This window comes from Arthrobacter sp. AOP36-A1-22 (assembly GCF_052377615.1).
Lineage (GTDB): Bacteria > Actinomycetota > Actinomycetes > Actinomycetales > Micrococcaceae > Arthrobacter_H.
In genome coordinates this window covers 72,919-95,180 of sequence record NZ_JBQSWX010000011.1, presented here as the reverse complement: position 1 = coordinate 95,180, position 22,262 = coordinate 72,919, and the positions used below count along the sequence as shown (strand labels likewise).

Annotated in this window: 22 protein-coding genes and 2 tRNA genes; 10 read left to right on the top strand and 14 right to left on the bottom strand. The window is 67.2% G+C overall.

The features are described from left to right. Nucleotides 1-111: 111 nt before the first annotated feature. From ACT3S2_RS08790 to ACT3S2_RS08760, 7 genes are all read right to left on the bottom strand, one after another. Nucleotides 112-756 (bottom strand): mycothiol-dependent nitroreductase Rv2466c family protein, encoded by a 645-nt coding sequence (locus tag ACT3S2_RS08790; RefSeq protein ID WP_444553682.1) that lies wholly within the window; start codon nucleotides 754-756, stop codon nucleotides 112-114. A 79-nt stretch (nucleotides 757-835) separates the two neighbouring features. Beyond that, a complete protein-coding gene (gene clpX / locus ACT3S2_RS08785; protein ID WP_444553683.1) occupies nucleotides 836-2,128 on the bottom strand; it encodes an ATP-dependent Clp protease ATP-binding subunit ClpX in 1,293 nt (430 codons plus the stop codon). A gap of 157 nt (nucleotides 2,129-2,285) precedes the next feature. Beyond that, on the bottom strand, nucleotides 2,286-2,948 hold the full coding sequence (locus ACT3S2_RS08780; protein WP_444553684.1) for an ATP-dependent Clp protease proteolytic subunit: 663 nt from the start codon (nucleotides 2,946-2,948) through the stop codon (nucleotides 2,286-2,288). Nucleotides 2,949-2,995: 47 nt separating this feature from the next. Next, nucleotides 2,996-3,589 carry an ATP-dependent Clp protease proteolytic subunit gene (locus ACT3S2_RS08775; RefSeq protein ID WP_444553766.1) on the bottom strand — a complete coding sequence of 198 codons (594 nt, stop codon included), beginning with the start codon at nucleotides 3,587-3,589 and terminating at the stop codon, nucleotides 2,996-2,998. A 291-nt stretch (nucleotides 3,590-3,880) separates the two neighbouring features. Beyond that, complete coding sequence (gene tig, locus ACT3S2_RS08770; RefSeq protein ID WP_444561557.1) at nucleotides 3,881-5,242, bottom strand: trigger factor; 1,362 nt, start codon at nucleotides 5,240-5,242, stop codon at nucleotides 3,881-3,883. An 85-nt stretch (nucleotides 5,243-5,327) separates the two neighbouring features. Further along, nucleotides 5,328-5,401: transfer RNA gene (locus ACT3S2_RS08765), tRNA-Pro, on the bottom strand. Nucleotides 5,402-5,489: 88 nt separating this feature from the next. Beyond that, nucleotides 5,490-5,921 carry a hypothetical protein gene (locus tag ACT3S2_RS08760; RefSeq protein WP_444553686.1) on the bottom strand — a complete coding sequence of 144 codons (432 nt, stop codon included), beginning with the start codon at nucleotides 5,919-5,921 and terminating at the stop codon, nucleotides 5,490-5,492. A gap of 172 nt (nucleotides 5,922-6,093) precedes the next feature. Here ACT3S2_RS08760 and ACT3S2_RS08755 point away from each other — a divergent pair. Continuing rightward, nucleotides 6,094-6,164: transfer RNA gene (locus ACT3S2_RS08755), tRNA-Gly, on the top strand. A gap of 73 nt (nucleotides 6,165-6,237) precedes the next feature. After that, the gene (locus tag ACT3S2_RS08750; RefSeq protein ID WP_444553687.1) at nucleotides 6,238-6,897 is read left to right on the top strand and encodes an alpha/beta hydrolase; all 660 of its coding nucleotides are present in this window, start codon (nucleotides 6,238-6,240) and stop codon (nucleotides 6,895-6,897) included. Nucleotides 6,898-6,918: 21 nt separating this feature from the next. On the opposite strand, the gene ACT3S2_RS08745 is transcribed toward ACT3S2_RS08750, so the two are convergent. Genes ACT3S2_RS08745 through ACT3S2_RS08735 form a run of 3 tightly spaced genes read right to left on the bottom strand, consistent with a single transcriptional unit; the run spans nucleotide 6,919 to nucleotide 9,398 of the window. Beyond that, complete coding sequence (locus ACT3S2_RS08745) at nucleotides 6,919-7,827, bottom strand: Fpg/Nei family DNA glycosylase (protein ID WP_444553688.1); 909 nt, start codon at nucleotides 7,825-7,827, stop codon at nucleotides 6,919-6,921. Nucleotides 7,828-7,829: 2 nt separating this feature from the next. Further along, on the bottom strand, nucleotides 7,830-8,303 hold the full coding sequence (locus ACT3S2_RS08740; RefSeq protein WP_444553689.1) for a ribose-5-phosphate isomerase: 474 nt from the start codon (nucleotides 8,301-8,303) through the stop codon (nucleotides 7,830-7,832). A 42-nt stretch (nucleotides 8,304-8,345) separates the two neighbouring features. After that, nucleotides 8,346-9,398 carry a lactonase family protein gene (locus ACT3S2_RS08735; protein WP_444553690.1) on the bottom strand — a complete coding sequence of 351 codons (1,053 nt, stop codon included), beginning with the start codon at nucleotides 9,396-9,398 and terminating at the stop codon, nucleotides 8,346-8,348. Between the two features lie 238 nt (nucleotides 9,399-9,636). Here ACT3S2_RS08735 and pepN point away from each other — a divergent pair, with 238 nt between their 5' ends. The 4 genes from pepN (at nucleotide 9,637) to ACT3S2_RS08715 (ending at nucleotide 14,088) form a co-directional block, all read left to right on the top strand. Beyond that, nucleotides 9,637-12,183 carry an aminopeptidase N gene (gene pepN / locus ACT3S2_RS08730; protein WP_444561556.1) on the top strand — a complete coding sequence of 849 codons (2,547 nt, stop codon included), beginning with the start codon at nucleotides 9,637-9,639 and terminating at the stop codon, nucleotides 12,181-12,183. A 101-nt stretch (nucleotides 12,184-12,284) separates the two neighbouring features. Then, nucleotides 12,285-12,752 carry an OsmC family protein gene (locus tag ACT3S2_RS08725; RefSeq protein ID WP_444561555.1) on the top strand — a complete coding sequence of 156 codons (468 nt, stop codon included), beginning with the start codon at nucleotides 12,285-12,287 and terminating at the stop codon, nucleotides 12,750-12,752. A gap of 2 nt (nucleotides 12,753-12,754) precedes the next feature. Then, entirely contained in the window at nucleotides 12,755-13,438 is a 684-nt protein-coding gene (locus ACT3S2_RS08720; RefSeq protein WP_444561554.1) for a DNA alkylation repair protein, read from the top strand. Between the two features lie 44 nt (nucleotides 13,439-13,482). Next, entirely contained in the window at nucleotides 13,483-14,088 is a 606-nt protein-coding gene (locus ACT3S2_RS08715; RefSeq protein WP_444561553.1) for a globin, read from the top strand. Between the two features lie 19 nt (nucleotides 14,089-14,107). Here ACT3S2_RS08715 and ACT3S2_RS08710 read toward each other — a convergent pair whose 3' ends face one another. Both ACT3S2_RS08710 and ACT3S2_RS08705 read right to left on the bottom strand, forming a co-directional pair. Continuing rightward, the gene (locus tag ACT3S2_RS08710; RefSeq protein WP_444561552.1) at nucleotides 14,108-15,133 is read right to left on the bottom strand and encodes an MFS transporter; all 1,026 of its coding nucleotides are present in this window, start codon (nucleotides 15,131-15,133) and stop codon (nucleotides 14,108-14,110) included. Then, complete coding sequence (locus ACT3S2_RS08705; RefSeq protein WP_444561551.1) at nucleotides 15,133-15,378, bottom strand: hypothetical protein; 246 nt, start codon at nucleotides 15,376-15,378, stop codon at nucleotides 15,133-15,135. Before ACT3S2_RS08705 ends, ACT3S2_RS08710 begins: the two co-directional genes overlap by 1 nt. A gap of 300 nt (nucleotides 15,379-15,678) precedes the next feature. Between ACT3S2_RS08705 and ACT3S2_RS08700 the strand changes: the two genes are divergently transcribed. Both ACT3S2_RS08700 and ACT3S2_RS08695 read left to right on the top strand, forming a co-directional pair. After that, entirely contained in the window at nucleotides 15,679-16,965 is a 1,287-nt protein-coding gene (locus tag ACT3S2_RS08700) for a sensor histidine kinase (RefSeq protein ID WP_444561550.1), read from the top strand. Beyond that, the gene (locus tag ACT3S2_RS08695) at nucleotides 16,962-17,639 is read left to right on the top strand and encodes a response regulator (RefSeq protein WP_444553697.1); all 678 of its coding nucleotides are present in this window, start codon (nucleotides 16,962-16,964) and stop codon (nucleotides 17,637-17,639) included. Before ACT3S2_RS08700 ends, ACT3S2_RS08695 begins: the two co-directional genes overlap by 4 nt. On the opposite strand, the gene ACT3S2_RS08690 is transcribed toward ACT3S2_RS08695, so the two are convergent. Continuing rightward, entirely contained in the window at nucleotides 17,636-18,556 is a 921-nt protein-coding gene (locus ACT3S2_RS08690) for a CPBP family intramembrane glutamic endopeptidase (protein WP_444561549.1), read from the bottom strand. The two genes, ACT3S2_RS08695 and ACT3S2_RS08690, sit on opposite strands and share 4 nt — an antisense overlap. 320 nt (nucleotides 18,557-18,876) lie before the next feature. Here ACT3S2_RS08690 and ACT3S2_RS08685 point away from each other — a divergent pair, with 320 nt between their 5' ends. Both ACT3S2_RS08685 and ACT3S2_RS08680 read left to right on the top strand, forming a co-directional pair. Beyond that, nucleotides 18,877-19,644, top strand: a complete 768-nt coding sequence (locus ACT3S2_RS08685; RefSeq protein ID WP_444561548.1) for an ABC transporter ATP-binding protein — start codon at nucleotides 18,877-18,879, stop codon at nucleotides 19,642-19,644. Nucleotides 19,645-19,648: 4 nt separating this feature from the next. Next, the gene (locus ACT3S2_RS08680; protein WP_444561547.1) at nucleotides 19,649-21,592 is read left to right on the top strand and encodes an FtsX-like permease family protein; all 1,944 of its coding nucleotides are present in this window, start codon (nucleotides 19,649-19,651) and stop codon (nucleotides 21,590-21,592) included. Here the strand turns inward: ACT3S2_RS08680 and ACT3S2_RS08675 are convergent. Next, on the bottom strand, nucleotides 21,564-22,238 hold the full coding sequence (locus tag ACT3S2_RS08675; protein ID WP_444553701.1) for a hypothetical protein: 675 nt from the start codon (nucleotides 22,236-22,238) through the stop codon (nucleotides 21,564-21,566). The genes ACT3S2_RS08680 and ACT3S2_RS08675 overlap by 29 nt on opposite strands. Nucleotides 22,239-22,262 lie beyond the last annotated feature (24 nt).

Here is a 22,262-nt window from a genome sequence, read left to right as displayed (position 1 = left end):
GGCCCGCCCGGCGCCCCCGCGGGGGGTCAACGGGGGGGATGTGCGGGGGGGGCCCCGGGGGCCCCCCGGCGGCCCCCACCACTGTCGGGACCCTACCGGGCCCGGAGGCGCTTAGGACGCATTGACCTGGGAGAACTGCTGACGTTCCTTGGTGAACTGCGGTGCCCCGGTGCGGGTGCGCTTCAGTTCGAAGAAGTACGGGAACGAGGCCAGGGTCACGGAGGCGTCGAAGAGGCGTCCGGCTTCCTCCCCCGAGGGGATCTCGGTGATGACCGGTCCGAAGAAGGCGGTGCCGTTCAGCGCGACGACCGGGGTACCGACCTCCTGGCCCACCAGGGAGATACCCTGCTCGTGGCTGGCCCGCAGGGCCGCATCATGCTCGTCGTTGGCGCCGGCCTGGGCCAGCTCGGCGGGCAGCCCGACACGCTCCAGCGCGCGGGTGATGACCTCGGCGAAGTCCTGGATTCCGGCATAGTGGATGAGTTCACCCATGGCCGTGTAGAGCTCGCCGACGACTTCCTGTCCGTGGGCTTCCGCGGCGGCGATGACGACCCGTACCGGGGCCCACGCGCTGCTCAGTCCCTTAGGGAATTCGCGTTCGACATCTTTGTCCTCGTTCAGGACGGCCAGGCTCATGACATGCCATTGGACTTCGATGTCACGGACCTTCTCCACTTCGAGGATCCATCGCGAGGTGGCCCAGGCGAAGGGGCAAAGCGGGTCGAACCAGAAATCTACGGCCGTGGTCTCGGACAAGGTGTTCCTCCTGAAATCGGTGCATGAACTCGGTGCCGACCCATGACGAGCCTGCCCCGCATTCGGTACAACGACCGGATCAGGCGGACTTATTCCGTCGTTTATTCACTACTTCGGCAGAAATGAGCGTCGGTTCACTCACCCGGGCCACCACTTCGGCGTTGATGACGACCTCGGCGATGTCCTCGCGGCCGGGCAGATCGAACATGATCGATCCCAGGGTCTCCTCGAGGATGGCCCGCAGCCCACGGGCCCCGGTGCCGCGCTCCAACGCCAGATCGGCGATGGCTTCGAGGGCATCGAGTTCGAAGGTCAGTTCCACACCATCGAGGCGGAACATCTTCTGGTACTGCTTCACCAGGGCGTTCTTCGGCTCGGTCAGGATCTTGATCAGGGCCTCGCGGTCCAGGTTCTCCACGGTGGCGATGACCGGCAGGCGCCCGATGAACTCGGGGATCAGACCGAATTTGAGCAGGTCCTCGGGGCGGACATCGGAGTACTTGGCATCCTCGGAGTTCAGTGCGGTCAGCGGCGCCCCGAATCCGATCCCCTTCTGCCCGGCCCGGGAGCCGATGATCTCCTCGAGACCGCCGAAGGCCCCGGCCACGATGAACAGCACGTTCGACGTGTCGATCTGGATGAACTCCTGGTGTGGATGCTTGCGCCCACCCTGGGGCGGGACCGAGGCCACGGTTCCTTCGAGGATCTTCAACAGTGCCTGCTGCACCCCCTCCCCGGACACGTCACGGGTGATGGAGGGGTTCTCGGATTTACGCGAGATCTTGTCGATCTCGTCGATGTAGATGATGCCCTGCTCGGCCTTCTTCACATCGAAGTCCGCGGCCTGCAGGAGCTTGAGCAGGATGTTCTCGACATCCTCACCGACGTAGCCGGCTTCGGTCAGGGCGGTGGCGTCGGCGGCGGCGAAGGGCACATTCAGCCGGCGCGCCATCGTCTGGGCGAGGTAGGTCTTGCCGCAACCGGTGGGCCCGATGAGCAGGATGTTGGACTTGGAGACCTCGACGTCATCCAGGGCATCCACGTCGCCCAGCTGGGCCGCTGCCGTGGAGCCGGTCCCCGATTGGATGCGCTTATAGTGGTTGTACACCGCGACCGACAGCGAACGCTTGGCGCCCTCCTGGCCGATGACATATTCCTGCAGGGAGTCGAAGATCTCGCGGGGACGCGGCAGTTCGAAGTCGGGACCGGCCTCGATCTCGGCCAGCTCCTCCTCCATCAACTCGTTGCACAGCTCGATGCACTCGGTGCAGATGTAAACGCCTGGACCGGCGATGAGCTTGCGGACCTGCTTCTGGCTTTTGCCGCAGAACGAACACTTCAGCAGGTCGGAGCTTTCACCCATACGAGCCATGGTGTTCTTCCCCTAACGTGTTACAGAAACCACACGGCGGACGCCGCATGATGATGTCTAGCTACAACTCTAGGTGAGTTGCCCGACAGAATAGGTGACCGGACGGCCCGTGGTGCGAAAAACCTACGGGACGCCCGGTCACGGCAGCCATCATCGACTACTTGTTGATGGCCTGCTGCTTGATCTTGCGGGGGCTGAGCACCTCGTCGATCAAACCGTATTCCTTGGCCTCGTAGGCGGTCATGAACAGATCGCGTTCGATGTCGTTGCCGACCTGCTCGGGGCTCTTGTGGCTCTGCTCGGACAGCGTGGTCTCCAACCAGGTCCGCATGCGCATGACCTCTTCGGCCTGGATCTGCAGATCGGTGGCCGTGCCGCGTTCCCCGCCGCCCATGGCCGGCTGGTGGATCAGCACGCGCGCGTTGGGCAGTGCCAGGCGCTTGCCGGGGGCACCGGCGGCCAGCAGGACCGCAGCGGCGCTGGCCGCCTGGCCGAGGCAGACGGTCTGGATCTCGGGACGGATGAACATCATCGTGTCGTAGATCGCCGTCATGGCGGTGAAGGACCCGCCCGGTGAGTTGATGTACAAGGTGATGTCACGCTCGGGGTCCATGGACTCCAGGACCAGCAGCTGGGCCATCACGTCGTCGGCCGATGCGTCATCGACCTGGGTGCCGAGGAAGACGATGCGGTCTTCGAACAGCTTGGCGTAGGGGTCCTGGCGCTTGAAGCCGTAGGGGGTGCGCTCTTCGAATGAAGGGAGGATGTAGCGGGCGGACGGCATTTCGCCAGCGGTGCCTTCGTTGCCGGTGTAATTCATGTTCTTCTCCTGGGGGGGGTCTGTGGGGATGCTCGTCGGCTGGGTGGCTAGTTCTTGACTCCGCCGCCGCCGGAGACCGTCACGGAGTTCACGGCGATGTGGTCGAAGAAGCCGTACTCCAGGGCCTCGGGGGCCGTGAACCACTTATCGCGGTCGTTGTCCTTGAGGATCGTTTCCAGCGTCTGTCCGGTCTGTTCGGCGGTGAGCTCGGACATGACCTTCTTCATGTGCAGGATCAGTTCGGCCTGGATCCGGATATCGGAGGCCGTGCCGCCGATGCCGCCGGAGGGCTGGTGCATCAGGATCCGTGCGTTCGGGGTCGCGTAACGCTTGCCCTTGGTGCCCGAAGAGAGCAGGAACTGCCCCATCGAGGCGGCCAGCCCGGTGGCCACGGTCACGACGTCGTTCGGGATGTAGTTCATCGTGTCGAAGATCGCCATGCCGGCGGTGATGGAACCACCCGGTGAGTTGATGTACAGGAAGATGTCCTTATCCGGGTCCTCCGCGGAGAGCAGCAGCAACTGGGAGGAGATGGCATTGGCCGACTCGTCGCTCACCTCCGTGCCGAGCCAGATGATGCGCTCCTTCAGGAGTCGGTTGTAGATGTAGTCCTCGCGACTGGCTGCATCGACCGAGGCCATCTTCGGGGTGTGGGATTCCGTCGTCATTTTCGAATACCTCTCCATGGGTGCCATGCGACGTGGCTCTTCCGGCCACGTACGGTAGCGCTTGCTTTCCTTGACACTACTGCAGTCACAACACGCGCCGCGCCCGCGATCATTCGCTGTTCGCTGATGGCGCATACCCCCGGCGGGGGCCCATCGCCCGTGGCTTAACTGCTGGTGCCTTCGGCTTAAAAAACGACGGCGGGGCCGCCTGCATGAGACGGTCCCGCCGGTGCAACCGGGAAGGGTTGCCGTGGTTTCGTGTGGCTACTCGGCCGATTCCGCCGAAGCGGAGGAGGCCGAGGATTCGGAGGACGCCGAGGACTCGTCCTCTTCGCCGGCCGGGCGGACGAAGTCGGTCAGGTCAACGTCCTTGCCGTCGGTATCGGTGACCTTGGCCAGTTCCAGGACCTTGGCCAGTGCCTTGCGGCGGCGGACCTCACCGATCATCATCGGCACCTGGCCGGCACTGTCGAGCATCTGGGCGAACTGGTTCGGGTCCATGCCGTACTGGCTGGAGCTCTGGACGATGTAGTCGATGAGCTCGGACTGCTCGACACCGACCTCTTCCTTTTCGGCGATCTCGTCGAGGATGACCTCGTTCTGGAACGCCCGCTCGGTGTTGGTCTTGACCTCGGCGCGGTGCTCGGCGGTGTCGTGCTCTTCACCGGGGTTCTCGTTGCCCTGGGCGAAGTGCTGCTCGACCTGCTCGTCGATGACCGACTCGGGGACCGGCACGCTGACCAGCTCGGTCAGCTTGTCCATGACCTTGTCGCGGGCCTGGACCCCCTGGTCGACGAGCTTGGACTCGGCGGCCTTCTGGGTCAGGTCCTCGCGGAGTTCGCCGATGGTGTCGAACTCGGAGGCCAGCTGGGCGAACTCGTCATCGGCGGTCGGGAGTTCGCGCTCCTTGACGGCCTTGACGATGACCTTGACCTGGGCGGTCTCCCCGGCATGCTCGCCGCCGGCGAGCTTGGTCTCGAACGTGGCATCCTCGTCGGCGGACAGGCCGGTGACGGCCTCGTCGAGGCCTTCAAGCATGGTGCCGGAACCCACCTGGTAGGACAGATCGGTGGCGGCGTCGACCTCCGTGTCCTCCACCGTGGCGGTGAGGTCCAAGGTGATGAAGTCCTGGTCGGCGGCGGGGCGCTCGACGTTCTTCAGCGTGCCGAAGCGGCCGCGCAGTTCGTCCATGGCGGTCTCGACGTCGGCGTCGGTGGCCTCGACGGCGTCGACCTGGACCTCCAGGCCGGTGTACTCCGGCAGCTCGATCTTCGGGCGGATGTCCACCTGGACATCGAAGACCAGGTTGCCCTCGGTGGCCGTCGGCTCCGGGACCTCGGTGATCTCGACCTCGGGGCGGGACAGCGGGACGATCTCCGTCTCGCGGACCGCTTCCTGGTAGAACTCGTTGAGCCCTTCATTGATGGCCGTCTCCAGCACATAGCCGCGGCCGACACGCTGGTCGATCAGGCGGTTCGGGACCTTGCCCTTGCGGAAGCCGGGAACATTGATCTGCTCCGCGATGGACTTGTAGGCCGCGTCGATGTTCGGCTGCAATTCGGTGAGGGGAACCTCGACATTGAGCTTGACCCGGGTGGGCGTGAGGTTTTCGACGGCGCTCTTCACTACGTAGCTCTCCTGAATGATCTGGGCTATAAAGACACTGCACACTCGTCCCCGATGTGGAGCTGACGGGGCTGAAGGTTCAGAGTCGGGGTGACAGGAGTTGAACCTGCGACCTCACGCTCCCAAAGCGCGCGCTCTACCAAGCTGAGCTACACCCCGATTGGTGCAGAGGCTAGTTTACGCAGAATCGACGCGGAACAACTAATTGCTGACAAGCTCCGGGGCCCACCATGGCGCGGGCCCGTCCCTACTGGTCGTCGGCGATCTGCGAGACCGGTTGCCGAATGATCCATTCGTCACTGGGCAAACGGTCCATGTAGTAGAACCCGCCCACCGCGGATGCACGATTCGGTGGGGCCTCCGGATGGTAGTTCAGCACCAGTCCCCGACGCTGCAACCAATCCAGCCAGGCGTGCAGGGCGTGGACCTGCTCATCGGGAACGTCCCGGCCTGCCCGCTGGCGCAGCAGGACCCGGATATGGGCCATCACGGCGCTGCGATGATGCTCGGACTCCACGGTCCAGGGCAGGATGTCGCGGTAGGAAGGCCGTCCCGCGGGGGCCTGGCCCCGGTCCAGGGCCCGCTGGACGCCGGCCGCAGTGACCCCGTAGCGCTCGGCGATCTGCTCGATGGTCACTCCCAGCTCGCTGAGTCCCCGCAGGATCCGAAGATCCGGCACTTTCCTGGGTCCGCCCAATTTCCACCCCCATGCCCCGCCGTCCGGGGCCTCGTCACGACGTCGGATCCCGACCTTTCGAGCATGCGCCGCCCGGGGACCGGCGTCAATTTTGCCGTGCTCCGGACCCACTGCTAATGTGGTCCAAGCAACGGGCCGCAAGGCCCGTCTTTGCGGGGATGTAGCTTAATGGTAAAGCCTCAGTCTTCCAAACTGATGACGCGGGTTCGATTCCCGTCATCCCCTCCGCATGCGTCGGGCCGCCCCAGGGCGGCCCTTCGTCGTTAAGGGGCGCGGAACGGGGTGCTAGTGTCCGGCCATGCGCATCTACGTTCCCGGGGCCAACCGCACCGGCAGGGCCGCCTGGCCGAAGTCCACCGATGACGAGGGACTGTACGTCTCCTTCGCCCCGGACTCACCCGTGGAGCAGCGGGCCACCCTTCTGGGACAGCTGAGGACAACGGAGCCCGGCACGGTCATCGCCCATTCGTTGGGGGCCGCTCCGACCTTGCTGGCCATCGCCGCCGGGACACTGCGTCCGGCGCGGCTGGTCCTGGTCGAACCGGCGCTCTTCGACCTCATCCGTGGCACCGCATCCGTGGAAGAGCACATCGCGGTCATGACCCGGGCCCGGAAAAAGGCCGCCGAGGGCGATCTCTTCGGCTATTGGGCGCTAGTGAAGCCCCGGCTGTTCGGCGGGCCCGCACTGGCAGCGGATTGGCCGCAGGACGAGCCCCACGCCCGTCGGTTCAGCACCCTTCCACCACCGTGGGGACACGACATCAGCCCGGACCTGATCGAGGCGCTACCCACCCTGGTGCTCAGCGGTGGGTGGAACGAGCATTACGAGGCCGTCGCCGAGGTCCTGGCCCGGCAGGGGGCCGGGCACCGGATCCTGCCCGGCAGCGGGCACCGGGCCCAGGACGATCCGGGATTCGAGGCACTGATCGCCTCCTTTGAACAGCTCACGGCCGGCTGAAGCCGCGATCCTCCGGCCGGATCAGGGCACCCGACGGGTCGGGGCTTGGCAGCCGGGGCACCAGTAGAGCTTGCGTGCCGCCAGTTCGGCCAGCCCGATCGGGGTGCCGCAGATCAGGCATGGCCGACCCTGGCGCTGGTAGGTGTAATAGGCATGATCGGGCCAGACCGGGGCCTCGGGATCGCTGCGGTCCCGGACCCGGGTGGTGATGATGCGGCCATCCCTGACCCCATCGGCCATCATCGCGCAGATATCGGCCCACAGCGCACGCAGGGCCGGAACCGGGACATCGCGGCCGCGCATCCATGGATCCAGTCCGGCCCTGAACAGTGCTTCGGCCCGGTAGATGTTCCCGACCCCGGCGATCAGCGACTGGTTCATCAAGGCCGCGGCGATGACGGTGCCCGTGGCCCCGATCCGGCCAACGAATTCCTCTTCCCCCGCAGCGGTATCAGCCCCCAACGGGTCAGGTCCCAGGCGCCACCGAACCGCTTCGGCCTCCGGGATGGTCAGGACCTCGCAGACCGAGGGCCCCCGCAGGTCGGCCCAGCCGTGGGCGGAGACCAGGCGCATCCTGACCTGGCCCACCGGGGCGGGAGGGCCGTCGTAGGCGGCGGGAGCCTCGTCGTCGTACGCTTCCTTTTCGCCGATCCTCCGGGGTGCCCCGATGCTTGAGGCACCCCGGAACGTCTGGTCCCCTCCGAAGCCGAAGGCCCCGTAGAGGCCCAGGTGCACCCGCAGGATCCGTTCGCCGGAGAACCGGGCGAAGAGCTGCTTGCCGTGGGCCGTGGCCTCCAGGAGTTCATGGCCGTCCAACAGTGCAGCCCCGGCGGCGAACCGTCCCTGCGGGCTGGAGACCTGTAGCACCTGTCCGGCGAAGACGTCGTCCAGCTGGCGGGCCAGCCGGTGGACGGAGTGCCCCTCGGGCACCCCTAGTGCTCCAGCTGGCCGGTGGTTTCGTAGGCACCGATCTGCTGGATCCGCCGGATATGGCGTTCGTCCTCGCTGAATGGTTCGGCCAGGAACGCATCGATCAGTCCGGTGGCCTCCTCCAGGCTGTGCTGGCGGCCGCCGACGGCGACGATATTGGCGTCGTTGTGCTGGCGGGCCAACCGGGCGGTGTCCAGGTTCCAGGCCAATGCGGCCCGGATGCCCTTGACCTTGTTGGCGGCGATCTGTTCGCCGTTGCCCGAACCGCCCAGCACGATCCCCAACGAATCCAGCCCGCGGGCCCGTTCGGCGGCGACCGCTTCGGCGGCGTTGATGCAGAATCCCGGGTAGTCGTCCTCGGCGTCGTAGGAGGTCGGGCCGTGGTCCACGACGTCGTGGCCAGCACTGCGCAGATGCGCCACGAGGTGGGCACTGAGCTCGAGTCCGGCATGGTCGGTGGCAATATGAACGCGCATGGTGTCCTTCGGGTCATCCGTGGCAGGGGAACATTTCCCACCTTACAAGGGGGCGACGACCTCGATCCACAGCGGGCCTGCTCCCGTGGCCACCCGGTCGGTCGCGGTGAGCGTGCCGTCCTGGGCGGAAATCCCATAGGCACTGAGGTGGCCCGAGAGTTCCCCGCAGACCAGCAGGTGGTCCCCGCCGGCATCCACGCCGGCCCCGCGGGGCTGCTGCTCGGTGTCGGTGGTGCGCAGGTAGTCCAACATGCCGGTGTCCGGGTCGATGGAGAAGGTGGAGATCGTCGAGGTCGACCGCTCGGTGGTGAACAGGAACCTGCCCCGTCCCCCGATGCGGATATCGGCGCACCAGATGGCGTCGGGGCCGGGCACCGGGCCACCGGGGTGGCGGGCGAAGCCCGGGATCAGGCCCAGGGAGGCCGGGACGGAGTCGATGCGTTGGATCTCGGTCAGGGCCCCGGAGACAGCGTCCCGCTCATGGACGGCGACCTCCCCGGACATCTCGTGGATGACATAGACCCGCGAGGCATCCGCGTTGAAGAGCAGGTGGCGTGGGCCGGAGCCGGTGGGGGCCTCGACGGAACCGACCAGTGTCAGTTCCCCCGGCGCCACCGCATACCAGACGACCCGGTCGCTGCCCAGGGAGGCCGCGTAGACGTAGCGGCCGTCGGGGGATGCCCGCACGCTATGGGCCTTCTCCCCCGGGCTGGGTGCCTGGACCGCGTCACCGACCGGAAGCCCCTGGTCGTCCAGCGCCACGGAGTTCACCGCGTCCTGGTGGTAGGAGGCACTGCGGACCGTCCCTCCGTCGGCATCGAGGCTGATGTAGGCCGTGTTGTCCGCCAACTGCACGCTCGCGGTCTCGCCGAGCCGGCCGGTGGAGGAATCGATGCGCAGCGCGGTGAGCCTGGGGGGCTTGCTGGAGGCCCCGGCGTAGAGCAGCCCGAGTTCCCGATTGGAGGCCAGTGACCGCACCCCGTCCACGGGCACCGGCCCACCGGCGGGGCCGAAGGTTCCTGCCCCGGGATCGAAGGCGAAGGTCTCGACGGTTCCGGCCTTGGCGCAGCCAACGTAGACATGGGTCTGGTTCACGGTGCTTCTCCTGGTCATCGACGCGGGGGGATGCGGGACGGATCCCGTCCACCGATCCTATCCGGCCCGTCCCCGGCGCGGACATGGGCCCCGGCGCCCCTGGCCGGGTCGGATGGCCCCAGGTAGCGCCATCCCGCCCATTAAGTGAGACAATAACCGTAATGTTCAGGAATCGCTTCAGATATCCGCGCTCTCTGGACCGCCATCAACCGCGAAAGACAAACAGGGAGGCATCACCGTGCCAGGATTGAATCTCACCCGCGACGAAGCGCGCGAACGCGCCGGATTGGTCACCGTCGAGAGCTACGACATCGAACTGGATCTCACCCGGGGCGAGAAGGTGTTCGGGTCCACCACGACCGTGAACTTCGAGGCGACCGCCGGGGCCGACACGTTCATCGATGCGGTCACCGACACCGTCCACTCGGTCACGCTCAACGGGGTGGAGCTGGATCCGGGGACGGTCAGCGACGGCGTCCGCATCCAGTTGCCCGGTCTGGCCGCACGCAATGAGCTGCGCATCGTCGCCGATGCCCTGTACATGAACACCGGTGAGGGCCTGCACCGTTTCGTGGACCCGGTCGACGACGAGGTCTACCTGTACTCGCAGTTCGAGGTACCCGACGCCCGGCGCATGTTCGCCGTCTTCGAGCAGCCCGACCTGAAGGCGGCGTTCTCCTTCACCGTCACCGCCCCCGACTACTGGGACCTCATCTCCAACTCCCCCACCCCCACGCCCTCGCCCGCCGGGGACGGGAAAGCCACCTGGGCCTTCTCCCGCACCGCACGGATCTCGTCCTACATCACCGCGCTGATCGCCGGGCCCTATGAGGCGGTGCGCAGCGAATTGACCAGTTCCGACGGGCGGACCATCCCGTTGGGCGTCTTCGCCCGCAAGTCGATCATGGAACACCTGGATGCGGAGAACATCTTCACCCTGACCCGCCAGGGCTTCGAGTTCTACGAGGAGCAGTTCGGCACCCCGTACCCGTTCGAGAAGTACGATCAGCTCTTCGTCCCGGAGTTCAACGCCGGGGCCATGGAAAACGCCGGGGCCGTCACGTTCCTGGAGTCCTACGTCTTCAGGTCCCGCCCCACCGATGCCATGGTCGAACGCCGGGCGATCACCATCCTGCACGAACTGGCCCATATGTGGTTCGGGGACCTGGTGACCATGCGCTGGTGGAACGACTTGTGGCTCAACGAGTCCTTCGCGGAATTCATGTCGGCCCTGGCCGCTGCGGAGAACACCGAGTTCAGCCAGGCCTGGACCACCTTCTCCTCGATGGAGAAGTCCTGGGCCTACCGACAGGACCAGTTGCCCTCCACCCACCCGATCAAGGCCGACATCAACGACCTGCAGGACGTGCAGGTCAACTTCGACGGGATCACCTACGCCAAGGGCGCCTCCGTACTGCGCCAGCTGGTGGCCTGGGTCGGCCAGCAGGAGTTCATGGCGGGGGTGCGCGAATACTTCGCCAAGCACGCCTACTCCAACACCGAGCTGGCCGACCTGATGCGCGAACTCGAGGCCTCCAGCGGCCGCGACCTCTCCGAATGGACCCGCCTATGGCTCGAAACGGCAGGGGTCAACAAGCTTGAAGCCGAGATCGCCACCGACGACGACGGCACCATCACGTCCTTCGCCGTCGTGCAATCGGCCACCGAGTCCCACCCCACCATCCGCCCCCACCGGGCCGCGGTGGGATTCTACGACCTGAACGACGCCGGCCAGCTGGTGCGCACCCACCGCCAGGAACTCGATGTGGCCGGGGAACGCACCGACGTCGAGGCCCTCGTGGGCAGGAAGCGCCCGGACCTGGTGCTGGTCAACGACGACGATCTGGCCTATGCCAAGATCCGTCTGGACCCCGCCTCGCTGCAGGTCGCGATGAAGCACCTGAAGGACTTCGAGGATTCCCTGCCCAGGACCCTGGTCTGGGGTTCGGCCTGGGACGCCGCCCGCGACGCCGAGACCCCGGCGCGTGAATTCGTTGAGCTGGTGCTGCGCAACATCGGCCACGAGTCCGATTCCTCGGTGGTCCTGGTCATCCTGGGCCAGCTGAACACGGTCCTGGACTACTACGTACGCGAGGAGGACCGCGAGCGGATCGGCGACCAGGCTGCCGACCGGCTGTGGGTGCTGGCCCGCGAGGCCGAATCCGGTTCGGATAAGCAGCTGCAGTTCGTGAAGGCCTTCGCCTCCCGGTCGCACACCGCCGACCAGCTGGACACGGTCGCGGCCTTGTTCACCGGCGAACAGAAGCTCGACGGACTGCAGGTCGACGCCGATCTGCGCTGGCACCTGCTGACCGCGCTGGTCGCCGGTGGGCGGGCCGCCGCCGCGGACATCGCGGCAGAACTCACCGCCGACGACACGGCCAACGGGCGGTTGGCCGCCGAAGTGGCGCGGGCCGCCATCCCGACGGCCGCCTCGAAGCTGGCCACCTGGGAGGCCATCATCGATGGCGGAGAGCTGTCCAACACCCATCAGCGCTCGGCGATCACCGGTTTCAAGCGGGCCCATGATCCCGCCCTGCTGGAACCGTTCGTGGAGAAGTACTTCCAGACCATCCAGGGGGTCTGGGAGTCCAAGAGCTGGGAGATCGCCCAACAGATCATCGTCGGGTTGTTCCCCATGGCCCAGACCAGCAAGGCCACGCTGGAAGCCACCGATGCCTTCCTGGAGCAGCTGGGCACCGGCAGCCCTGCACTGCGCCGGATGCTGGTGGAAAGCCGCGATGCGATGGTCCGGGCCCTGGCCGCCCAGGCCGTGGATGGCTAGGGCCCTGACTGGTTGATGCACTGATCCCCCGGGTCCCGGCTCCCCACGGAGCCGGGACCCGGGACGTTAATCGCCCGGGAATTCGGGCCTACAGTGGTGCCATGGATCCGAATCTGCATCAGTACCAGGTCGATGTCCAGTGGACGGGAAATCGCGGGACCGGGACCACCGGCCATCGCGATTACGGCAGGGAACATCTCCTGCGGGTGGACGGTCTGCCGGATCTTCCCGGCACCGCCGATCCCACCTTCCACGGTGACCCCGATCGGTGGAACCCCGAACAACTGCTGCTCGGCGCCCTGGCCCAATGCCATATGTTGTCCTACTTCCATGTGGCGGTGAAACATTCGGTGGCGGTGACCGGATACACGGACGCCGCCACCGGGACGCTGCGCCTGAACCGTGACGGCAGCGGCGAATTCACCCAGGTCCTGCTCCGGCCGCGCATCGTTCTGGCCGATGAGTCCCAGCGGGACCTGGCCGACACGCTGCATGAGAAGGCCCACCGGTTGTGCTTCATCGCCCGGTCGGTGAACTTCCCGGTCCTCAACCGGCCCGAAGCACCCTAGCCATGGGCACCGGGCTCGGGGAGTTGATCATCTCCCGGTTGGCGGCCGCCGCCGATCCGGTCGCGGCGGATGCCATGCAGCACTATATGAAGACCGACATGGAGTTCTTCGGCGTCCGGGCCCCCGTCGTCCAGCGGATCGTGCGCGACTCGGTGCGTGAATCCGGGGTCGGCCGGTGGGAGGAACTGCTCGGCTCGGCCCGCGGACTCTGGGAGGGCGCGCGGTATCGCGAGCAGTGGTATGCCGCCCAACAACTCACCGGGTACCGGTCCTGCCGGGGCAGGCTCGAGTTCCTCGACCTGTTCGAGGACATGGTCGTCGACGGCGCCTGGTGGGACATCGTGGATCAGTACCACCGCCGGTTCGCCGACCTCCTGGCGCAGCATCGCGGGCAGGTTGATCCACTGGTGCGCGCCTGGGCGGTGGATCCGAACCATTGGAAGCGTCGCCTGGCGATCATCACCCAGCTCAGCGCGAAGGAGGCCACCGACGTCGGCCTGCTGGAAGCGGCCATCGTGGCGAATATGAACGAACAGGATTTCTTCCTCCGCAAGGCCATCGGGTGGGCCCTGCGCGAATACGCCAAAACCGATCCGGCATGGGTACGCGCCTTCGTGGCCGGGCATCGGCAGGAACTCTCGGGCCTGAGCCAACGAGAAGCCCTGAAGCACCTGCGTATTCGATAGTGTGGAGGAGGCTGGACCGTGCCAGCCGTGGAAGGAAACAACTCGTGAGCGACCAGCAGAACCAGCAAGGCGGGCCCGTCCGTCTGCCCGGAGGGGAATCCTTGGGCATCCATGTCGGACAAGCGCGCCCGTTGTCCTCCCCCTCGGTGTCCCCTGCGGCCCCGGGCGGGCAGTCCGGGGACGGCGACACCTCCCCGCAGGGCCCTGATCGATTCGGCGGGACGACCCCGGCCTCCGCCGACCGGGGCGACCACGAGGACCTCTCCCCCTATCTGGGGACCTTCTACGCCGAGGTCGGCGGCTCCAGGACGTTCCAGCGGCTGACCGAGTTCTTCTACGAGTCCGTCGCCAATGATGCCGAGTTCAGGTCGATCTACCCCGAGGAGGATCTGAAGCCGGCAGCCATCCGCCTGCAGTTGTTCCTCGAGCAGTACTGGGGTGGCCCGACCACCTACAGCCAGCTGCGCGGGCATCCGCGGCTGCGGATGCGCCACGTCCCCTACACCGTGGACACCGCGGCCCGGGACACCTGGCTGGCCCATATGCGTCATGCCCTGGACCGGATCGCGTTGCCACCGCTGCAGGATGCCACGATCTGGGACTACTTCGACCGGGCGGCCCGTTCGCTGCAGAACGCCGCCGACCGCTAGGAGCCCTGCCCACCGCAGCCTAGACCGCCGCGGGAACCGACGCCCTGTGGGCCGTGAGCACGAAGAACAGTGCGGCGGCTCCGAGGGTAAGCAGGGGCCACACCAGCAACGGCACGCCCAGCCCGAGGGCATCGGCGAGCAGCCCTCCCCCGACGGCCGCCAGCGGCACGGAGCCCATGGTGATCGTGCGTTGGGCGGCACTGGTCCGGCCCAGCGAGGTGGCCGAGACGGCATTGGCGGTGAAGGCCGCCCCGGCGATATTGGTCACCGTCAGGGTGGCCGCCCAGCAGACCTCGAAGGCCAGCAGCAGCACCACGGCCGCCCCGGGCCACAGATACGCGGCCAGCGAGAGAGCTGCCACGACCGCCTGGAGGACCGCACCCCAGCCGAACAGGCGCCTCAAGGAGACCCGACGCACCATCGCCGGCGCCACGAAGGTGGCCGTCAACGCCGCCGCCGCCGCCACGGTCCCCAGGATCCCGTAGAAACCCATGCCCAGCCCCAAGGTCCGCAGGATCAGGATCGGTTGGATCGAACTACCGATGGCCAGCCCGATATTGCCGGCAGCCGTCAGCAGGGTGATTCCCAGCAGGACCCTGTTGCGCAGCAATACCGCGAAACCGTGGCCGGCCCCGAGGGCAAGGACCTTCGCCGCCCCGGCCGGGTTGCCGGCTGCCGACGGGGCGCGTGCCGGCCGCACCCGGCCGGGTCCCTTCCTCACCAGGGGGAGCATTGCCGCCACCGCCAGGGCGAAGAAGGCGGTGGACAGGGCCAAGGCGGGCGCGCCGCCCCACAGCGCGATGAGCGCACCGGTCACTCCGGGAAAGATGATTCCGGCAGCCCGGTCGACCGAAGCCATCGTGGCAATGACCTGGGCGATGCCCCTCGTGTCACGGGTCAATCCCGGAACGATGGTCGTCTGCGCGTTTTCGGAGGCCACGGTCAGGATCCCTGTCACCGTCACGGCGACCATGGCGGCCACGGTGCCCAGCTGACCGGTCAGGAACAGGATCAGGACGGTCCCCGATCCCAGCAGTTTGGCCACTAGATGTACTCGGCCGGGACCCGTGCGGCGCCGACACGGTCCACGAGCATGCCCAACGGGACGCTGAGGAACAGGAACGAGAGCGAACCCAGCGCGTTGAGCAGGCCGACTTGGGTGGCCGAGAACCCGAGGACCGTCACGGTGACGATATCCAGGGTGATGCCGAATAGTTGATTCGCCCCGGCATCGGAGGCGTTGGAGAGATTGGCAGGGCTGAGGCGGGGCTGAAGGGGTTTGTTTCTCACGGATCTTCCTGGCCGTTCGTCCTAGGGGTAGAGGCCACCGGGCGCAGCGACATGACGCCCACGGCTTGTGGACGTGATGACGTGCGGGACTAGGAGTAGACCCGTGTGATGAAGAACATGTTCCGACCCTACCGGTCGGGGGACGTCGGCCCCGTTCACTCCGGTTTCCCCGCGGGTCAACGCCTCCTGTTCGGGCCGGGCGATCATCTGCAAGGATGGGAGGGTGCCCCGGGCCCACACAGGGTAATCCACGACGAGGTCGCCCACCGTCCACCCACTCCAGGACAGGAACCCCAGGACATGCAGGACATGCAGGACCACGAGGATCGCAGCTTCCGGCCATCGCCCGCCGAGTGGGGTTCCGCCGTGGTGTGTGCCGGGCTGGCACTGACCACCCTGCTGCTGCTTCCGCTGCTCGAGACCGCCGATACGGAGATCCCGGGAGGGACGTTCCCCTCCGGCGGGCATGAGCTATGGGGAGTTGCGGTGGTCCTGGTGGGCCAGGCGGTCGCCCTGCTCCGGGCCAGGACGGCCCCGCGGGCGGTACTGCTCATCGTCGTGGCCTTGCCGATCGCCTTGGCCGCCTTCGTCCCTGGCTCGGCGTTCAGCCTGTGCACCCTGGCCATCTTCTGTGCCGCCTTCCTCACCGTCGGCGTGCTTCCGGTACGCCGGCTGGGCCCCTTGCTGGCCCTGGCCGTCCTGTTGCTTGCCGGGGCCCAGACGGTCAACGACTTCCGCACCGGCATGCCGGCCTCCGAGGCCGGGATCTCCGCGGCCCTCCAGGCCCTGGTGGTGGTCGGCGCCCCGGCCCTGTTCGCGCTGGTGTTCTCGTCCCGGCGGGAAGCCCGCCTCTCCCGCACCCATGAAGTCCAGGCCCTGGCGCGTGAACACCAAGCCCGGATCGAGGCAGCAGTTGCGAGGGAACGCACGGCGATGTCCCGGGAACTGCACGATATTGCCGCCCACCACATGTCGGGCATCGCCCTGATGACCTCGGCGATCCAACAGCAGATCGACACCGACCCCGAGGAAGCCAAACGGTCTGCCCAGCAGGTCCGCTCCCAAAGCACGGCCGTGCTGCAGGATCTCCGCCTGCTGGTCGGCCTGCTGCGCGAACACCCCGAAGGCACCCGTTCAACCCGGACGGTGGCTGCGGTTCCCGACCTGGTGGAGGAACGACGCGGCACGGGAATGGACGTGGAGGTGCTCCTGTCGGCGGCGGGGGACGACCGGGAGCCGGGGACCGGGATCGGACCGCTGGCCCAACTGGTGGTGTATCGGATGGTCCAGGAATCACTGGCCAATGCCTCCGCCCACGCTCCCGGGGCCCGGTGCGTCGTGGAAATCGACGACACCGATCCCGGCCGACTCACGGCCGTCGTGCGCAATGGGCCGTCCGCGGCCGGGCCCCGGGGCACCGCCGGGGGCTTCGGCCTCCTCGGGCTGGGTGAGCGGGCCGAGCTCATCGGGGCTACGCTGAGCCACGGGCCGATGGGCGACGGCGGCTGGTCGGTTCGTCTGGTGGTGCCCCGGGAGGCCAGGGACCCCGACGTCGACGACCACGAAACCCACCAGGAGTTGCCTTGATCCGCGTGTTGCTTGCCGACGACCAGCCCCTCGTACGAGCCGGGCTCTCCGCCTTATTGAACATGGAGGCCGATATCGATGTCGTCGCCGTCGCCTCCGATGGGGTTCAAGCCCTGGAGTTGGCCCGCGAGATGGACCCCGATGTCGCCTGCCTGGATATCCGCATGCCCGGGATCGACGGCATCAGCGTCACCCGGGAGCTGTGCGGGCCGGGGGTCCTTACGCCGATCCCTGTGCTGGTGCTGACCACCTTCGACCTCGATGACTATGTCTTCGGGGCCCTGGAGGCCGGGGCCTCGGGGTTCCTGCTCAAGGACGCCGAACCACAGGTGATTGCCCAGGCGGTGCGACGGGTCGCCGGCGGGGAGGCGACCATCGACCAGACGCTCACCCGCCGGATCCTGCGGGAGTTCGTCGAGCGACGGAGCCTGCAACCGGTCACCGGACGCAGGGTGGAGGACCTGTTGACCCCGAGGGAGCACGAAATCCTGCTCCTGCTGGCCCAGGGGAAACCGAATGAGGAGATCGCGGCCGATCTGGTGGTGGAAGTCTCCACCGTCAAATCGCATTTGGCGCGCATGCTGCCCAAGCTCGGGGTCAGGTCCCGGCTCCAGGCGGTCGTGTGGGCCTACCAGAATCGGATCGTCGAGGTCCCCGACGGCTCTGGTCCCTAGCCCACCCCTTCCCGGACTGCCTCCTCCGCGCCAGCAGGCACGTGGCCCAGCTGTCCGCCGGTGGCGACGATGATCGCCACCGCAGCGACGACGGCACCGATGGCGGTCGCCGGAAGGACCATGACTTCCGTGATCGCCGGGAAGGTCTCGGTCCAGATGATGGAGGCGAAGGTGTTGACGCTGACGTGCATGAGCATGGAGAGCGGAAGGCTCTGCCCGGTCCGGTTGAAGACCCAGGACATCACCACGTTGAACGCGAGGCAGAAAATGATGAATGCCACGGGGCGGGTCCAGTGGGCCTCGGGCCAGCCACCCCATTCGGTCAGGAACAGTGGCAGATGCCAGATGGCCCAGAGCGGGCCCAGGAGCATCGCCGCCCCCAGGGCCCCGAAGCGTTGCTGCAGGCGCGGCAAGGCGAAATCCCGCCACCCGGGTTCCTCGGCAAGTCCGGTGGTCAGCAGCTGGACCAGCAGCAAGGGAACGTAGAGTCCGAGGGCCGTCAGCGACGGAGCGTTGATCCTCCCGCCGGAGAACACGAACCCGGTCACCAGCATCGCCGCGGGAACCCCCAGCAGCGTGATCGCGTACCACTGCCAGTGGACACGCCACCTCCACAGGCGTCCGACCCAGATGCGGAGCCCGGAACGGCCCTCCGTCACGATCGTGACCAGCAGGGCCGAACCGATGGGTCCCAGGAAGGCCCCGGGCAGGACGCCGGCGAACTGCGAGGTGCCCAGCAACTCGGGGAATCCATAGTCCCAGACCCCCAGCCCGTTCCTGGACAGGATGTACGGCAGCCAGCCCAGCCAGCTCAAGAGGTTGGTCAGGATGAAGAAGGTCGTCAAAGGCCGTCGTCTAATCAGTCCCCGGACGGATCCGGCCTCGACGTCCGGTTGTAGTTCGGTGGTGGTCATCATGGTCCCTTTCCGGGGGTTCGTCCGCTGTTGTGCTGTCCTTCCGACGCTATGGCCGCATGCGGCAGGGCCTCCAGCCGTGCAGGATGGCATGTGGGGACCACCATCCAAAGGTGTTGTCCCGCCCTCGGGAACCGGTGCCACGTCAACGGACCGGCGGGCTCCCCGGGGCGTCGAGGGGCCCTCCCGGCTCCGCGCGCACCCGGTCCTTGCATCAAAGGATGCAAGTCCCGGGGTGCCTCCTCCAGCGGCTCGTGCCGGGCTCGTGGCGCTTCTAGGCTCGAAGTCCCCAGGCAACATTCCCCCGACATAGGAGCCATCCCATGAGCATGACCACCCCCGCCACGGTGCCGACCGGCCGGATCCCGGCACCGGCCGTGGTATTGAGCCGACTGCGCAGGACCTACCCGAACGGCCCCGGGGTCTCCACCGCCTTGGACGATGTCACCTTCTCCCTCCCCCAGGGCACCTTCACCGCGGTGATGGGGCCGTCGGGGTCGGGAAAATCCACCTTCCTGAACTGTGCCTCCGGGCTGGATGTACCCACCAGTGGACGCGTGGTCATCGGGGGAACCGACCTCACGATGCTCTCCCCCGACGCGGTCACCCGGTTCCGCCGGCGCCATATAGGTTTCATCTTCCAGGCCTATAACCTGATCGGTCATTTGACCGTCGCCGAGAACATCACACTCCCGCTCCAACTCGATGGCAGGCGTGCCGACACGCAGTGGCAGCAGCGGCTCATCTCGGCGGTGGGCCTGAATGGGAAGGAAGACCAGTACCCCGGCGAACTATCCGGAGGTCAAGCCCAGCGGGTCGCCATCGCCCGGGCCTTGATCGCCCGTCCGGACGTCGTCTTCGCCGACGAACCCACCGGCGCCCTGGACCGCCCCACCGGCCAGAAGGTCCTTCAGGTCCTGCGGACCACGGCCCACGAACTGGGCCAGACCCTGGTACTGGTCACCCACGATGCGCAGGTGGCCACCGCTGCGGACCGGGTGCTCTTCCTGTCCGACGGCCGTCTGGCAGGAGAACTGATCGCGCCCTCCACCGACCAGATCGTCGCCCGTCTCACGAAGCTCGAGGGCTGAGATCATGTGGTCCACGACCCTCTCCGCATTGCGCGCCCATCGTTCCAGTTTCATCGGCAGCTTTCTGATCGTGCTCCTTGCGGCCGCCTTGCTTTCGGCCACCGGAGTCTACCTGGCAGCGGGGCTGAACGCCGGGGCCTCGGGCTCCCCGGTGTCCCAGCTCCTGACGGTGGCCGGTTCCTTCGCCGGCACGGCCCTGATCCTGGTCGTCCTGGTGCTCTCCCAGACCTTCGCCGCCTCGCTACGGCAACGCCAGCAGCAATTCGCCCTGCTTCGGGCCATCGGGGCCACCTCCGCTCAGATTCGTTCGATGATCACCGCCGAAGTCTTTGCAGTCTTCTGCCTGGCCGCACCGCTCGGGGCCATCCCCGGGCTCTACGCTTCCGGCCTGCTCCTGCCGCTGTTGCGCCGCAGCGGGATCGTCCCGGCAGGGTTCGAGCCAACCATCAACGCACTTCCCGCTGTGGGTGCCGTGGTGGTGCTGTTGGCCACGAGCCTGCTCACGGCACACCTGGGCGCCAGGAGCCTGACCCGCGTCAGCCCGATGGAGGCCGTCAGCGGCAGCGCCATGGAAACCCCGGTGCTCTCCCCCGTCCGGCGTATCTCGGCCTGGAGCTTCCTGGCGGCGGGCTCGGGGTCCTCCGTGATCCCCATCATCCTGCCGAACACCATCGGCAGCGCCAGCGGTGCCTCGTCCGCGTTCCTGCTCGTCGCCGCGGCCGCGTTGGGCGGGCCGGCCATGATCGGGTGGGTGGCCCGGGCTGCGGTCAGGCTCTTCCTGTCGGGCCCGGCCGGGCCGGCGGTACTGGCGATCGCCAACACCCGGGGTTTCTCGCTTCGGCTCACCACCGCGATCATCCCCCTGGCCCTGTTGCTGGCCTTGGGAACCGTCCAGTCCGGGGTGGGGGTCGGTACCGTCGGAGCGGCCGGGCTGCAGCTCCGCGAGGGCCTGGAAGTCAATCTGGTGGTCTCCTCCCCCACGGGTCTGGGCACCGAAAACGCCACCGAGGTGGGACAGGTCCCGGGGGTGGAGTCCGCGATGGCCAGCTCTACCGTCCCGGTCAGCACGAAGCTCGAGGACGATGACGAGGATCTGGCCCTGTTCAATGACTTCCTCTGGGAACCCGGGGCCCTGCGCACGGTGGGAGACCACCCGGGCCGGTTCCTTGATCCGGGGCTCACGCAGGGGAGGCTGGAGGATCTTTCGACCCCCGGGACCATCGCCGTGAGCGATGTGGCCACGCTGGGGACCGGAAAGGGCCTCAATGACGCCCTCGAAGTGCGTTTCGGCGACGGCAGCGAACACACCCTGGCCATCGCCGCGATCTACCGCAACGGTCTGGGATTCGGCGACTTCATCATCAACGAGGACTACATCCCGGCGACGAACCGCCCGGACCGGGTGGACTCGGTGCTGGTGAACACCACCGGCAGCGGTGCCGCGGCCGCCTCAGCATCGCTCGCCTCCCGGGGATACACGGTCAGCAGTGTCGCGGACTACGCCGAACAAGCGGTGATCTCCACCGCCGAGCAGCAGCGCCTTTCCAACGCCTTGTTGCTGGTCCTGGTCCTCTTCGTCGCCTTGGCTGCCGGAAACACCCTGGTGATGCTCACCGGGGCGAGGAAGAACGAATTCACCGTGTTGAAACGGTTGGGTGCCACCCGCAGCCAACTGCGTTTCATGGTCTTCATCGAATCCGGTTTCGTCGCCGTATCCGCCCTGGTGATCGGCACTCTGTGTGTTCTTCCGGCACTCTTCGGTGTCGGTTACGGGTTGTTGGGAGGCTGGGCCCCGGCCGTGGACTGGCAGATCTATGGCGCACTGGCCGCCGCCGTGGTGTCGATCGCGGTCGGGACGATGGGTCTGTCGGCGTGGGCCGGAACCCGTGATCGGTCACCGGCCGGGGGCCGGTCGGTCCCTACAGCAATTGCGCCGCGTGCCGGATGAGGGTGTGTCCGCCCGCGGAGGACAGCCGAAGCCAGCGGCCTTGCCTGAAGACCCTGCTGGTTCCCCCGGGCCGCAGGAAACCCAAGGTGTGGGCGGCGAAGGCCGCCCCCAGCGGCAGTTCCACGTCATGGGGGCCGGTCCCGGTCACCGGGGCGGACCAGATCCTCCCGCGGACCGTATCCAGGACCGGGCGCCCCACGCTGGCCGGAACGGCCTCGGCGACCGAGCGCATCCCGGTTTCGGCCTGGGCCCGCAGTTCGTCGTCGGCGTAAGCGCCCAGTTCCTCCCAACCGGCCAACGGCGGGGTGATGCCGGCCCAGGCGGCCCGGGACTCCGCCGGGGGCAAGGCCAAGGTCGTTTCGAACTCATCGACCCGCGCCAACCGGTCGGTCAACGCGCCGAGCTCATGGACGGCTTCGAAACCGTCCGCTTCGGGGCTGGCCAGACGGGCCACCCGCAGTCCCAGCACGGTGGGGGTCGCCGCGGCGATGGCTTCCTGGGCCAGAACCGGAACGTAGACGGCCAGTGCCGTCCCGACCGCCTGCAGCCGGACTTGTCCGTCCTCAACGGTCCGGGCCCGGGTCAGGAACGTGCGTAGATCAGTCATGGTGTCGGCATCGGCGAAGAGCAGCGTATCGTGAAGCATGTTCCCATGCTGTCACCCCCGGTG